Annotated in this window: 14 protein-coding genes and 1 pseudogene; 8 read left to right on the top strand and 7 right to left on the bottom strand. The window is 37.8% G+C overall.

The window, feature by feature from the left end:
* Positions 1-67 precede the first annotated feature (67 nt).
* The 5 genes and pseudogenes from RDN22_RS05085 to RDN22_RS05065 all read left to right on the top strand — a co-directional run bounded on the left by RDN22_RS05085 (position 68) and on the right by RDN22_RS05065 (position 4,333).
* Complete coding sequence (locus RDN22_RS05085; protein ID WP_308556552.1) at positions 68-985, top strand: prolyl aminopeptidase; 918 nt, start codon at positions 68-70, stop codon at positions 983-985.
* A 52-nt stretch (positions 986-1,037) separates the two neighbouring features.
* Positions 1,038-1,739, top strand: coding sequence for a response regulator transcription factor (locus RDN22_RS05080; protein WP_308556550.1), 702 nt, complete (start codon positions 1,038-1,040; stop codon positions 1,737-1,739).
* 1 nt (position 1,740) lies between these two features.
* Positions 1,741-3,062: pseudogene (locus tag RDN22_RS05075) on the top strand (sensor histidine kinase).
* A 108-nt stretch (positions 3,063-3,170) separates the two neighbouring features.
* On the top strand, positions 3,171-3,710 hold the full coding sequence (locus RDN22_RS05070; RefSeq protein ID WP_308556548.1) for a PepSY domain-containing protein: 540 nt from the start codon (positions 3,171-3,173) through the stop codon (positions 3,708-3,710).
* A 14-nt stretch (positions 3,711-3,724) separates the two neighbouring features.
* Positions 3,725-4,333 (top strand): PepSY domain-containing protein, encoded by a 609-nt coding sequence (locus RDN22_RS05065; protein ID WP_308556546.1) that lies wholly within the window; start codon positions 3,725-3,727, stop codon positions 4,331-4,333.
* Positions 4,334-4,374: 41 nt separating this feature from the next.
* Here the strand turns inward: RDN22_RS05065 and RDN22_RS05060 are convergent, their stop codons facing one another.
* A complete protein-coding gene (locus RDN22_RS05060; protein WP_308556544.1) occupies positions 4,375-6,015 on the bottom strand; it encodes a peptide ABC transporter substrate-binding protein in 1,641 nt (546 codons plus the stop codon).
* Between the two features lie 322 nt (positions 6,016-6,337).
* On the opposite strand from RDN22_RS05060, the gene RDN22_RS05055 reads away from it, so the two are divergent.
* Positions 6,338-6,706, top strand: a complete 369-nt coding sequence (locus RDN22_RS05055; RefSeq protein ID WP_308556542.1) for a DUF1304 domain-containing protein — start codon at positions 6,338-6,340, stop codon at positions 6,704-6,706.
* Positions 6,707-6,808: 102 nt separating this feature from the next.
* The gene (locus RDN22_RS05050) at positions 6,809-7,396 is read left to right on the top strand and encodes a PepSY domain-containing protein (protein WP_308556540.1); all 588 of its coding nucleotides are present in this window, start codon (positions 6,809-6,811) and stop codon (positions 7,394-7,396) included.
* A gap of 50 nt (positions 7,397-7,446) precedes the next feature.
* Here RDN22_RS05050 and efp read toward each other — a convergent pair whose 3' ends face one another.
* A complete protein-coding gene (gene efp / locus RDN22_RS05045; protein ID WP_308556538.1) occupies positions 7,447-8,022 on the bottom strand; it encodes an elongation factor P in 576 nt (191 codons plus the stop codon).
* Between the two features lie 125 nt (positions 8,023-8,147).
* Positions 8,148-9,062 (bottom strand): type I pantothenate kinase, encoded by a 915-nt coding sequence (gene coaA / locus RDN22_RS05040; protein WP_308556536.1) that lies wholly within the window; start codon positions 9,060-9,062, stop codon positions 8,148-8,150.
* A gap of 49 nt (positions 9,063-9,111) precedes the next feature.
* Between coaA and RDN22_RS05035 the strand changes: the two genes are divergently transcribed.
* Positions 9,112-9,672 carry an SGNH/GDSL hydrolase family protein gene (locus tag RDN22_RS05035; protein ID WP_308556535.1) on the top strand — a complete coding sequence of 187 codons (561 nt, stop codon included), beginning with the start codon at positions 9,112-9,114 and terminating at the stop codon, positions 9,670-9,672.
* Positions 9,673-9,796: 124 nt separating this feature from the next.
* On the opposite strand, the gene RDN22_RS05030 is transcribed toward RDN22_RS05035, so the two are convergent.
* The 4 genes from RDN22_RS05030 to RDN22_RS05015 are packed head-to-tail and all read right to left on the bottom strand — an operon-like array spanning position 9,797 to position 12,354.
* The gene (locus RDN22_RS05030) at positions 9,797-10,249 is read right to left on the bottom strand and encodes a GNAT family N-acetyltransferase (protein ID WP_308556533.1); all 453 of its coding nucleotides are present in this window, start codon (positions 10,247-10,249) and stop codon (positions 9,797-9,799) included.
* A gap of 1 nt (position 10,250) precedes the next feature.
* Positions 10,251-11,069, bottom strand: coding sequence for an amino acid ABC transporter substrate-binding protein (locus RDN22_RS05025; RefSeq protein ID WP_308556531.1), 819 nt, complete (start codon positions 11,067-11,069; stop codon positions 10,251-10,253).
* Positions 11,070-11,072: 3 nt separating this feature from the next.
* Positions 11,073-11,693 carry an amino acid ABC transporter ATP-binding protein gene (locus tag RDN22_RS05020; protein ID WP_308556529.1) on the bottom strand — a complete coding sequence of 207 codons (621 nt, stop codon included), beginning with the start codon at positions 11,691-11,693 and terminating at the stop codon, positions 11,073-11,075.
* A gap of 13 nt (positions 11,694-11,706) precedes the next feature.
* Complete coding sequence (locus RDN22_RS05015) at positions 11,707-12,354, bottom strand: amino acid ABC transporter permease (RefSeq protein ID WP_308556527.1); 648 nt, start codon at positions 12,352-12,354, stop codon at positions 11,707-11,709.
* Between the last annotated feature and the right edge of the window lie 56 nt (positions 12,355-12,410).

The following is a 12,410-nucleotide window of genomic DNA, read 5'->3' as shown; positions in this document are numbered from 1 at the left end:
ATACTAATTTGATTAATTATCACAATATGACTTATTTCGATTTATATAATACGAGAAAGGAAAATCTATGAAAACTGGTACTAAAATCATCACTTTAGATAACGGTTATCACTTATGGACCAACACTCAAGGTGAAGGCGACATTCATTTGTTAGCTCTTCACGGCGGCCCTGGCGGCAACCACGAATATTGGGAAGACACTGCAGAACAACTTAAGAAGCAAGGCTTAGACGTACAAGTTACTATATACGATCAACTTGGCTCACTTTATTCAGATCAACCTGATTATTCAGATCCTGAAATCGCTAAGAAATATTTAACTTACGAATACTTCTTAGATGAAGTTGACGAAGTTCGCGAAAAGTTAGGCTTAGACAACTTCTACCTCATCGGTCAAAGTTGGGGCGGACTCTTAGTTCAAGAATACGCTGTTAAGTATGGTCAACACCTGAAGGGTGCTATTATTTCTTCAATGGTTGACGAAATCGATGAATACGTAGCTTCAGTTAACCGCCGTCGTCAAGAAGTTCTTCCACAAACCGAAATCGACTTCATGCACGAATGCGAAAAGAATAACGACTACGACAACAAGCGTTACCAAGATGATGTTCAAATTTTGAACATTAACTTCGTTGACCGTAAGCAACCTTCTAAGCTTTACCACTTAAAAGACATTGGCGGCTCAGCTGTTTACCACGCTTTCCAAGGCGACAACGAATTCGTTATCACTGGTAAGTTAAAGGACTGGCACTTCAGAGATCAATTGCACAACATCAAAGTTCCAACTTTACTTACCTTCGGTGAAAACGAAACTATGCCAATCTCAACTGCTAAGATTATGCAAAAGAAGATTCCTAATTCACGCTTAGTTACTACTCCAGACGGTGGTCACCACCACATGGTTGATAACCCAGCTGTTTACTACAAGCACTTAGCTGACTTCATTCGTGAAGTAGAAAATGGCACTTTTAAAGGTCAAAATTAAAAATCAAAACGGTTGGAATTAATTTTCCAGCCGTTTTTTTGAGGAAAAAGATATGGATGAAAAAGATGTAAAAATTCTGCTAGTTGAAGATGAGGAAGCTGTTGCTAGCTTTGTGAAGACAGAGCTAGAATTTGAAGGCTACCAAGTAGTCTGGGCACAAGATGGTAAAGAGGCACTAGAGCTTTTTCAAAAAGAGCAACCTACTCTGATTCTGCTAGACTGGATGCTTCCTGTATATGACGGCATTACCGTTCTGCGTCGAATTCGTAAACAAAGCGACGTACCAATCATCATGTTAACGGCTAAGAACTCAGCTTCTGATATTAGTTCCGCATTAGACCAGGGTTTGGACGACTACATGACTAAACCGTTTGAGATTGAGGAACTCTTTGCTAGAATCCGCGTAATTTTGCGCAGACTAGAAAAAAACAATGCACAAAAAGTAGTTGCCCAGACTGATTTTGAATTTGCCAGTTTTAAGATTGATTTAGTGAAGCACGAATTTTTCTGCGATGGGCAAAAAATTTATTTAACGCCAAAAGAGTTCGCTTTGATGACGGAATTGATGCGTGACCCTGAAAAAGTAAAGAGTCGCGATGAACTGCTCGATGTTGTCTGGGGTTATGACTTTGTAGGACAAACTAACACTGTTGACGTGTATATCAGAAATATTCGCAACAAGATTGGTGAACCAAACAAGAACTTGATCAAGACCGTCCGCGGATTGGGCTATTGCCTAAGAAAAGAAGATTAAGATGAAAAAGAATACTACTTCTGCTCAACTAACGCGGCTATTTGTTGGCTTATTTGTCGCAATCTTATTAGTGGTTAACCTTGCCTTTTTAGTCATTTCTTCAAGCTACATTTATTACCATGCTAAGAGCCAGAGCAAGCAAGTCATTCAAGCCGTTGAAGAAAATTTAGAGCCAAAATATGACTGGTCAGCACTACTCGATGCGTATTTAGCTAAGCAAGATGACGACGCAATTATTTTAAACACACCGGAAGGTAGAACCTATTATTCTGAAGATGCTCACGAGACTTTTAAAAAGATTGAACACCAAAAGCATTATCAAAATTTTGTCTTTGCGAGACACCACGTTTACTTTTTAAATGAAGAAAAAAGTCACGGCTATCGCGTTCGTGTAGCGCTAAATGTCGATGAACTGCTTAACTTGATTACCTGGCTTTTACTTACTAGCTAGGGATTAACTTATTAGCCCTGTTCATCAGCATCCCCCTCATACGCAGGCTGTCCCACAAATGGAGCCGCCCTATTCAAACTATGGACCAGGAAATTCAAGATATCCGCAAAAATGGTGAGCAAGACCAAATTACGGTGCCAAGCCAGCCACTTGAAATTAAAAATCTGGCTCAATCGTTTAACAACTTGCTTGCTTTTCAAAAAAAGGCAATGGAGCGTGAGCAACAATTCGTAAGCGACGCTTCGCATGAATTAAAAACGCCAATTGCAGCTATTAGAGGCCACGTTAACTTAATTAAACGCCGTGGTGAAAGCAATCCAGAGGTCATCCCTACTTCACTAAACTATATTGATACTGAATCAAAGAAGTTGGAGACCTTGGTCAACGAGCTACTCACTTTAGGCAGAATTGAACATAATAAGGAAACTACTCAGAAAATTGATTTAGTAAAAATTATTCGTGAAGTTATCGATGAAACACAAGCTGTTTATTCACGCGATTTTCAAACTAACTTGCCAGATCAACTCGATTATCCAATTCAAGCAACCGATTTTTACAATATTGCCCACAACCTAATCGAAAATGCGGCTAAATATTCACCAAAAGACAGTCGGATTTTAGTTTCTCTAAAGAAAAATGAGGGTGTTACTTTTTCTGTTGCTGATAACGGCATTGGTATTAAACCGGAAAACCGTGATAAAATTTTTGACCGCTTCTACCGCGAAGACAACTCACATTCAAGCAAAATCGCAGGATCTGGCTTGGGCCTAGCCATCGTAAAGACCGAAATCGATAAATATCACGGGCAAATAACTGTTAAAAGCAACCAGCCACAGGGCAGCATATTCACAGTTAAGTTGCCAGAAAAATGAAGAAATCTTCATTTAAACTCTATCTGATTTTGATTTTTTAATATGTTTTCTCCTGTATTATATAGACATCAAGTAAAGTTAAATGTTATTAGACATAAGGAGACAAATATGAAAGCTATCAACTTAAAGAAAATCACCATCGCAACTGCAGCATTAATCGGCTTAGGAACTGCAGCCATCACAACTGTTAATACTAACGTAGATACTACTGTTCAAGCTGCTTCAAGCAAGATCAAGATTTCTCAATCTTCTGCAGTTAAGAAGTTCAAATCAAGATACAACGTAAAGATTGAATCCATTAACTTAGAAAAAGAAAATGGTCGCTACGTTTATGAAATTGAAGGTTTTAGTTCAACTAGAGATTACGAAATGAAGATTAACGCTTCAAACGGTAAAGTGATTTCTGCACGTTCAGAAAAAGACCGCAATTCTAACAAAAAAGGTTTGAGTTTAAGTAAGACAATCTCTCGCTCTACTGCTACTAAGATTGCACAAAATCGAGTACCTGGCAGCAAAGCCATCGAATGGACACTTGAGCGTGAAAATTCAAGAAGCGTCTGGGAAGTAACTGTAACCAAGAACGGTAAAAAGAGCGAAGTAAAAATTAACGCATTGACCAAAAAAGTAATCAGCGTTGAGCGTGACTAAGAGAGGAAGTAAACATGAAATTAAAATTAGCTAGTTTGGCTTTATTATCTGCCATGTTTTTAACTGCTTGTTCAAGCAATCATAATAGTAGTGCAAGTGAGCCAAGTACACATACTTCTCACACTTCTAAAACTACTGCGGTTAAAAAGAGCAGTTCAATTGCTTCAAGTGACTCTCAGACAAGTACCAATCAAATTAAACTTAGCCAGCAAGAAGCAATCGATAAGTTCCACAACCAATTTAATGGTAAAAAGATTCACAGTATCGATTTAAAGCAAGAAGGCAATCATTACATTTATGAAATTGACGGCTTTGACGATACTAACGAATACTCTGCCGAAATCAACGCCGAAACTGGTCATGCCAGCAGCGTTCATTCAGAAAAGTTAGATCATGATGACACTGATGAAAAGCAAGAATTAAACCTAAATGGTGCAATCAGCCGTGATGAAGCTAGTGTGATCGCTGAGCAACATGCTAAAGGATCAGCTTGTGAATGGAGCCTTGAACAAGACCACGGCAAGACTTACTGGGAAGTTGAAGTTGGCGGCAAGCACTACAGTAGCGAAGTAAAAATCGACGCTCACAGTAAAAAGGTTGTTTCAACTGAACATGATGATTAACAAAAAACACGATCTTTCGAGATCGTGTTTTTTAGTGTCTTCTATTTCACATAAGCATACTTGTATGACCATTGCGTACCAGCAGTATTATGAATCAAGCCGTGAACGCGTGGCTTTTGCAAGTATGATGTAGTCTGTTGATAAATTGGTGTAATGGCTTGGCTGCTATTTACAATCTTAGCCGCAGAAACCAAGTCGTTCCAGCGAGTTGCAGGATCATTTGCATCTTGGTTGCCAGCTCTTCTTACCAAGCTATTATATTTATCGTTTGACCACTTACCGTAGTTATATGAAGTACCAGTCATTGGAATTTGCATAAAGGTCATTGGATCGTTAAAGTCGCCGCCCCAATGTGATAGATAAATGTCGAAGTCGCCTTCTTGTGCACGGCTAGTCGTTGACCTATCTGGCACGTTAATAATATTAACCTTTACACCCTTCAATTCCTTAGTCCATTGTGATTGTAAGTATTGAGTCAATTGATCACTGTCAGATTCATCATTTGAAGCTAAAACATTAAAGGTTAAATTCTTTTCGCCGATTTCTTTCAAGCCTTGCTTCCAATACTTCTTAGCTAAAGTAGGGTTGTAATCAACAGTATTCTTTACAGCTTGCTCCTTAGCAAAGTCTTTACCAGTTGTTGGATTCTTAGCTAAATCAGTAGCCACAAATCCTGTTGGTAAGGTTGAGCCATTGCCCAAAACTTTCTTAGTTACAATGTTACGGTCAATTGAAAGTGATAAAGCTTTGCGAATATTTTGGTTGTTCAAAGCCTTACGATTAACTGCATTCTTATCCTTGAAGTTGTACATCAAGAATCTAACAAGTGAATATGGATATTGAGTGAAATCCTTGTTGCTCTTCAAGTTCTTAACTTGCTCACTTGAAAGTGGAGTTAAATCAAGCTTATCTTGTTGATACATTTGGTAGCCAGTGTTGTTAGACTTCACAACCTGGTAGTTGATCTTGTCTAACTTAACAACCTTCTTGTCCCAGTAGTCATTATTCTTTACAAAGGACCAAGTATCATTAGTGCCGTTCCAGCCCTTAATCTTGAATGGACCTGAATAAACTTGATATTGTGCCTTAGTCGCATACTTCTTACCGTATTTATTAACGACCTTTTCGTTTTGTGGTCCAAACAATGGGTAAGCCATAAGGACCTTGAAGTAAGCGATCGGCTTGTTCAATTTAACTACAACAGTCTTCTTGTTTGGTGCAGAAATACCGACTGCGTTTGGCTTCATCTTGCCTTGTGCTACCGCGTCCGCATTCTTTACGCCACTAAAAAGATATGAATATGGTGAAGCAGTCTTAGGATTTAAACTTCTGCGCCAAGAATAAACGAAATCTTGTGCAGTGATCGGATCACCATTTGACCACTTGGCATCCCTCAACTTAAACGTCCAAGTCTTTCCATCCTTTGATACTTTGCCGCTTTCGGCCAAACCAGCAGTTGGCTTACCATTTTTGCCCAAGCGATAAAAACTTTCAAATACATTCCCTGTCTGACCAAAACCGGTGGACTTGCTGATATCAATCGTGTCTAGTGGAGCAGTGGTGCTCAAATTCAAAGTGTTCTTTTCTGCTGTCGATGTATTGCTGTTATTGCCGCAAGCAGCAAGTAATAATCCTACTGAAACTGTGACAATACCTGCTAAAACTCCCTTTAATTTCGACATAATTTTTCCTTTCTTGCATAAAAAAATGGGATGCATTCCACTCTAACGCGGAATACATCCCAAAAAAGAACCACAACTTGTTAACTAGTTAATCAGTAATAGCCTTTAGATGAATCGACACATTAGAGCACGACAAATAGATGTTGTTTTGACAACAACATTGGCTAGCTTGACATTGCATTTGACGTGCTAATAACATGTGATTCATCTCCTTCTTACTTTTGATAAGCCTATATTAACTTGTGTGTTTACGTCTGTCAACAATTTATTTTAGAAAAAGTAATTTTTCAGGTAGAATATTAACCAAAAAGGAGGAGAAAAAATGAACATTATTGGTACTGTATTAACGTTTCTTGTAGGGATAGAACATATTGGAATTTGTTTATTAGAAATTTTTGGTAAGCCTGAAACTCAAGCTAAGGCTTTTGATATGGATTTAGATTTTGTAAAACAGCGCCCTGCTAGAATTTCAATGGCCAACCAAGGCATCTATAACGGGATGCTTGGACTACTTTTAATCTTGGTCTACTTTATTTTCAAGGCACCTATCGTCTTCATGGTTTGGCAATTATTGCTCGGATTAATCGTCGTTGTTGCGATTTTTGGCGGCTTCACTGCTACTAAAAAGATCTTTTTAGTACAAATGTTGCCAGCTTTGCTTGCCTTAATCTTTGTTTCATTGCAAAAATAATACAATTTAGATAATAATTCATTAACAATATGTCACCGCATATTTTATAGTTTATAATTAATATAGATAAAAAACATAACTATTTTAGATACTGGTGACTTAATGAAAAAATTTTTTTCAATCATTCTAAGTGTTGGCATCGGTATAATCTTGGGAGTGGGAATCACTAAACTTTATTTCACTCATACTGAAACTAAAACTAGCAACGTGGTTGTTCACGTCGGTGATTTTTTAAATAGAACTGAGCAAATTAGCTATTCTAGCGAAAAATTGCCAACAATCCATACTAGCCAAGAAGATGCCATCGAAAAATTCAAATCACTTTATTCTAGTGCTGAGATCAAATCGATCTCACTCGTGCTAGATCACGATGTCTATGTTTACAACATCGTCGGCTACGATGATCGCAAAGATTGCATGATTCAAATTGACGCTACTAACAACAAGATTGTTGGTCAATCAACACAAGTACTTGATTACGATTATGAAAAAGACTCTTCGCTTAATTTAAAGAGAACTATTTCACGTAAATCAGCTACTTCACTTGCTTTAAAAGAAGTGCCTGGTGCTACGCCTTTATCATGGGAGCTTGAAGATGTTGATGATCAAGCAATCTGGAAAATAGACCTAGCTGAAAATGGTCATAAGCGCATCGTTAAAATTAATGCCGAAACTAAAGACATCATGTAACAAAAAAGCATTGCCTATCGCAATGCTTTTTTATATCTTTAATTATCTATTTATCTAGGTTGACTGTTTGCACGTGACTTGTAATCACCGTTTTCAGTACCGATAACAAGCTTTTCGCCTTCGTTAATGAAGTCAGGAACTTGAACAACCAAACCAGTTTCCATAGTAGCTGGCTTACCACCACCTGCAACAGTGGCACCCTTAATACCTGGTTGAGTTTCCTTAACTGTTAATTCAACAGTTGCTGGTAATTCAATACCAATGATCTTGTTGTCATCAGTGAAGTCCATATCAACAGTAACGTTTGGAATCAAGAACTTAACGTCGTCGCCTAATTGATCAGCTGAAACTTCGTATTGGTCGTAAGTTTCAGTATCCATGAAGGTGTAAACGTCACCTTCGTTGTATAAATATTGAGCTGACTTCTTAGTTACTTCAACTAAGTCTACCTTTTCAGTTGGACGCATAGTCTTGTGAACAACGGCACCGCTCTTTACATCACGCAAGTCCATTTGCATAACAGTGTTACCTTTACCAGGCTTGTGGTGGTTAGCCTTCAAAACCTTGATCAACTTGCCGTCTTGACTAAAAATCATACCTTTTTTCAAATTAATTGCTTGTACCATTTAAATTTTCTCCCTTAATCTTTTTTTGTTCTTTTTACGTGTCCATCCTTTTAACACGCTGGGGGCAAAGCAAATTTTTTAATTAATAATAAATAAATCGTATTCATAACTTTTAGTATACCAAATTAAATATGTCTTAGGTAAATTCGATCGATTAAATGTCCATTTGTTTTATGCAAAATTAAGCTGGCACGCTCCTTAGTTGGCGCAATATATTCACGCAAGTTAACCAAGTTGACCATTTGCCAAGTCTCTTCAGCTAGCTGCAATGCTTCATTAAGCGGACCATTTGCCAATTTGTAGTAAAAGTTGTCTGGCTTATCCTTATTTAGTTTCAAGACCTTCTTAAAACGTTGGATATACCACTTTTCAATTAAATCTTCTTCGGCATCAATATAAATTGAGAAGTCAAAGAAATCACTGGTTACCACTTGGCCACTTTCAGGAAGCTGCAGTGTATTGATGCCTTCAATGATCAAAACGTCAGGATTTTTCACATGACCATATTTTCCAGGAACAATATCGCTCAATTCCTGTGAATACAGTGGATAAACGATATCTTCTTTTCCGCTTAAGACGTCTTTTAGAAAGTCACTTAATAATGCCATATTGTAGCTTTCAGGGAAACCCTTGCGCGGCATAAGATCGCGACGTTCCAATTCTTCATTTGGATAAATAAAGCCGTCAGTGGTCATTAAATGTACTTTTAATTCTGGGTACGTTCTTTTAAGAAGTAATTGCAAAAGTCGAGCCGTTGTTGACTTGCCTACTGCCACTGAACCAGAAATGCCGATAATAAATGGGGCTGGTTTAAAAGAGCGATGCAAAAATTCGATTTGTGCCTTTTGCGCTGCCTTTTTTTGCTGGTAAACTAAGTGTAAGTAGCTAATTAAACTAGTATAAATTTCGTGAACGTCAGTTAAATCGACAACGTCGCCTAAAGACTTGATACTAGCCAGCTCTTCTTTAGTAATATTTACTTTGTTTTTAGGAGCAAGTTTTGCCCATTCGTTTCTTTCAAAGCTTGTATAATTCTTCATGTTTAGTTCCCTCTAACACACTTAACCATTATAACTGAAAGGCCATGTTATGAAAAAAATTATTTTATTCGGCGATTCGATCTTTAATAGCTTTAGAAACGGTCACGATACTGACTTAGTTACCAATCTGTTTCAAGAAAAGCTTAAAAACTATGCACAGGTGGAAAACATCTCAAAAAGTGGCGCTACAACCGTTGAAGGTGTCGATTTTTTAAAGCAAATTCCTGAAAAACGCGACTTGGTAGTCGTTGAATATGGCAATAACGATGCTGCAACGGCGTGGGGAATCAGCCTTGAAAACTACAAGAAGAACCTCGATGAAATCCTTGAATACGCGCAAAAAAGCGTAGTTGTGGGCTTGTGTTATCCTGATCCAACTAACAGTGAAATTAATCAATATTATGGCGACGAACGTCTTGATCGTTATAACGATATTGCAAAGAAAGTTGCCTTAAAACACAATGCGCCATTTGTGGATATCTTAACTCCCATGCGTAAGCTAAAACACATTTCGACATATTACCAGCCAGACGGCCAACATTTGACTGATCGTGGCAACGAATTCCTGGTTGATCAGATTGTTCCTACTGTGAAAAAAGAACTTGAATAATGCAATGAAAAAATACCTTTTGATTGATTTCAAAAGGTATTTTTTGAACATAATGCATAAACAAAAATAACAACATAATTTAATTAGTTGCCTGACACTATTGTAACATTTTTATGTAGTTTTACTACTTTAAATCCTTCTTCATCATCACGTGTTCTACGCCGCCTTCATCAAATGGCTCACCCACTGTTTGATAGCCTAGCTTATCATAGAACGGTTTAACTCGCATTTGTGCGTGACAGTACAATGCATCTACATTGTTTTCAGCTAAATATTTTTGAGCAGCTTCAACCATTTTTCTGCCAAGATGCATCCCTCTTGCCGATTTTGACACCGCAACGCGTCCCAACATCCATTTACCATCTTCTTCAAAAATACGGCAAGTAGCTAAAGCATTAGTTTGATCATCATTTAATTGATAAACCTGTATTGCGATCAAATCTTGGTCATCTAATTCAGGCAAAGTAATCTTTTGCTCTGCCACAAAAATATCGTTACGCAATCTTTCAACGCAGAACACTTCGCGTCCTGTCATTTCATCAATCTTTTTAAAAGTAAAATCATCGACTTGTTTCATTTTATTTTCCTAAGTAATTGCTATCTTTATCAAACCATTTTTCATTAAGTTGCTTTAGTTTACCATTTTTCTGCAGCTTTTCTAAACCTTGGTTGACCTTTCTGCGTAAGGTCTTGTCTCCTTTACGCATCCCTACTGCAAATAGATCCATTGGCACATCATCATTTTGGATCACCTTGTAATCCTTGCTCTTGGCCATGTGAGCGATGTAGTAGTTAGCATAAACTTCATCAAGCAAGATTCCTTGAATTCTACCTGCATTTAAATCTAAGAATGAATTTGAGATTGTGTCATACAGCACAGTCTTTTTAGCGCGTAAAACATTTTGTTTTCCTTCATACCACTGCTCAGCAGTTGAACCTGTCTGCATTCCCAATTCGTATTTTTTCATCTGTTTAAACGAATCAATACCGCTATTCTTCTTTACTACCAATACTTGCCGGTTTCTCAAATATGGCTTGCTGAAAGCAACTTTTTTCTTACGCTCAGGCGTGATGCTGTAGCCATTCCACAACAGATCAATTGTTCCGTTGCGCAATTCCGTTACGTTCATTGACCAATCGATTGTTTGGAAGCTAACGTTAATGCCATATAATTTAAAAACCTCTTTAGCTAGATCCACGTCGTAGCCTGTCAATTGGCCATCTTTCTTTTCAAAGCCCATTGGCACAAAACTATCGTCAAGACCGATTACGACCTGTTTTTTCCGAGCAATTTTATTCCACGTATCTTCAGTATTGGATCTTTGTTGTACGCTTTCGCATCCCGTTAAAACTAGCATCAAAACAGCTAGTAAAGCGAAAATCCACTTTTTCTTCATAAACTACGCCTCACTTAATGGTTCTACCTTAAGCATTTGATCTGCCACATTCTCTGCAAAAGTTAAATCGTGAGTGATAATTAGTTGCGTTAAACCTGATTTCTTCAAGTTCAAAATCATCTTTTCAACTTCTTTACGTAAATTAGGATCTAGTGCAGAAGTTGGTTCGTCATAGCACAGAATTCTTGGCTTCATAGCTAACGCACGAGCAATTGCGACACGCTGCTTTTGTCCACCTGATAATTCATATGGGTATTGCTTTTCTCTGCCCTGCATTTGCAGCTTGTTCAACAACTCTTGTGCGTTTTTATCTGCTTCTTCTTTAGATTCTTTAAGCACAGCCGTTGGTGCCAGCGTTATATTTTGTAAAACGTTCAAGTTAGGAAATAGGTTAAAGTCTTGGAAAACAACACCAACTTTACCTGAATCATATGGCTTGCCATCAATTAAGATTTCACCGCTGTCCTTTGTTTCAAGTCCCGCGATGATTCTTAAAAGCGTCGTTTTACCAGCACCAGATGGACCAACGATTGTCATGATTTCGCCGTCTTTTAAGGTGAAGGAAATATCTTTTAAAATTGGACGATTATTGAATTCCTTGCATAAATTTTTTACTTCTAACATTTATCTCACCTGTCTATTTGTAATAAGAGAAGTGCTTTTCTAATTTCTTTAAAACAAAGGCACAAATACTAATTAAGAGTAGATAAATCACACCTACAAGCACTAATGGTACTAAGGTTACATCTCTGGCCATTGCTACGTTCCCTGCTCTAAGCAAATCGCCTAAGCCAATTACGTAAACCAAAGATGAATCCTTAACCAAGTTGATTACTTCGTTACCAATTGATGGAAGCACGATTTTAATCACCTGGGGAATGACGATCTTAGTCATTGTTTGCCAGCGATTCAAACGAAGTACCTTTGCAGCTTCGAATTGACCTTCATCGATTGATTGGAAGCCACCTCTGAAGATTTCCGCAAAATAAGCCGCATAGTTTAATACAAAGGCAAAAAGCGCAGCTTGATAACGCGGAAAGACAATATGAATAATTGGCAAGCCATAAAAGACGAAAATCAGTTGCAAAAGAAGTGGAGTCCCTCTCATGATCCAAACATAAAAGTTAACGATCCACTTGAGCGGCTTGATCTTACTCATTTCACCTAATGAAACTAAAATTCCTAATGGCGTAGCTAAAAGCAAAGTCCAAAAGAAGATGCTAAGCGTCATTTGCGCCCCACTTAATAATGCTGGCAATATTTCTGTAATGTATTTCAGCGACATATTCTCACCCATTTTTCTAACAAAAAAACGCCCTCTTAGGATGACCCTAAGAGGAC

This window comes from uncultured Lactobacillus sp. (assembly GCF_902491705.1).
Taxonomy (GTDB): Bacteria; Bacillota; Bacilli; order Lactobacillales; family Lactobacillaceae; genus Lactobacillus.
This window is presented reverse-complemented; position numbering and strand designations above follow the sequence as displayed.

What these genes read in the sequence shown, in the direction of transcription:
- RDN22_RS05085 (WP_308556552.1), top strand. Translation starts at nt 68, where the DNA reads ATGAAAACTGGTACTAAAATCATCACTTTAGATAACGGTTATCACTTA.
- RDN22_RS05080 (WP_308556550.1), top strand. Translation starts at nt 1,038, where the DNA reads ATGGATGAAAAAGATGTAAAAATTCTGCTAGTTGAAGATGAGGAAGCT.
- RDN22_RS05070 (WP_308556548.1), top strand. Translation starts at nt 3,171, where the DNA reads ATGAAAGCTATCAACTTAAAGAAAATCACCATCGCAACTGCAGCATTA.
- RDN22_RS05065 (WP_308556546.1), top strand. Translation starts at nt 3,725, where the DNA reads ATGAAATTAAAATTAGCTAGTTTGGCTTTATTATCTGCCATGTTTTTA.
- RDN22_RS05060 (WP_308556544.1), bottom strand. Translation starts at nt 6,015, where the DNA reads ATGTCGAAATTAAAGGGAGTTTTAGCAGGTATTGTCACAGTTTCAGTA.
- RDN22_RS05055 (WP_308556542.1), top strand. Translation starts at nt 6,338, where the DNA reads ATGAACATTATTGGTACTGTATTAACGTTTCTTGTAGGGATAGAACAT.
- RDN22_RS05050 (WP_308556540.1), top strand. Translation starts at nt 6,809, where the DNA reads ATGAAAAAATTTTTTTCAATCATTCTAAGTGTTGGCATCGGTATAATC.
- efp (WP_308556538.1), bottom strand. Translation starts at nt 8,022, where the DNA reads ATGGTACAAGCAATTAATTTGAAAAAAGGTATGATTTTTAGTCAAGAC.
- coaA (WP_308556536.1), bottom strand. Translation starts at nt 9,062, where the DNA reads ATGAAGAATTATACAAGCTTTGAAAGAAACGAATGGGCAAAACTTGCT.
- RDN22_RS05035 (WP_308556535.1), top strand. Translation starts at nt 9,112, where the DNA reads ATGAAAAAAATTATTTTATTCGGCGATTCGATCTTTAATAGCTTTAGA.
- RDN22_RS05030 (WP_308556533.1), bottom strand. Translation starts at nt 10,249, where the DNA reads ATGAAACAAGTCGATGATTTTACTTTTAAAAAGATTGATGAAATGACA.
- RDN22_RS05025 (WP_308556531.1), bottom strand. Translation starts at nt 11,069, where the DNA reads ATGAAGAAAAAGTGGATTTTCGCTTTACTAGCTGTTTTGATGCTAGTT.
- RDN22_RS05020 (WP_308556529.1), bottom strand. Translation starts at nt 11,693, where the DNA reads ATGTTAGAAGTAAAAAATTTATGCAAGGAATTCAATAATCGTCCAATT.
- RDN22_RS05015 (WP_308556527.1), bottom strand. Translation starts at nt 12,354, where the DNA reads ATGTCGCTGAAATACATTACAGAAATATTGCCAGCATTATTAAGTGGG.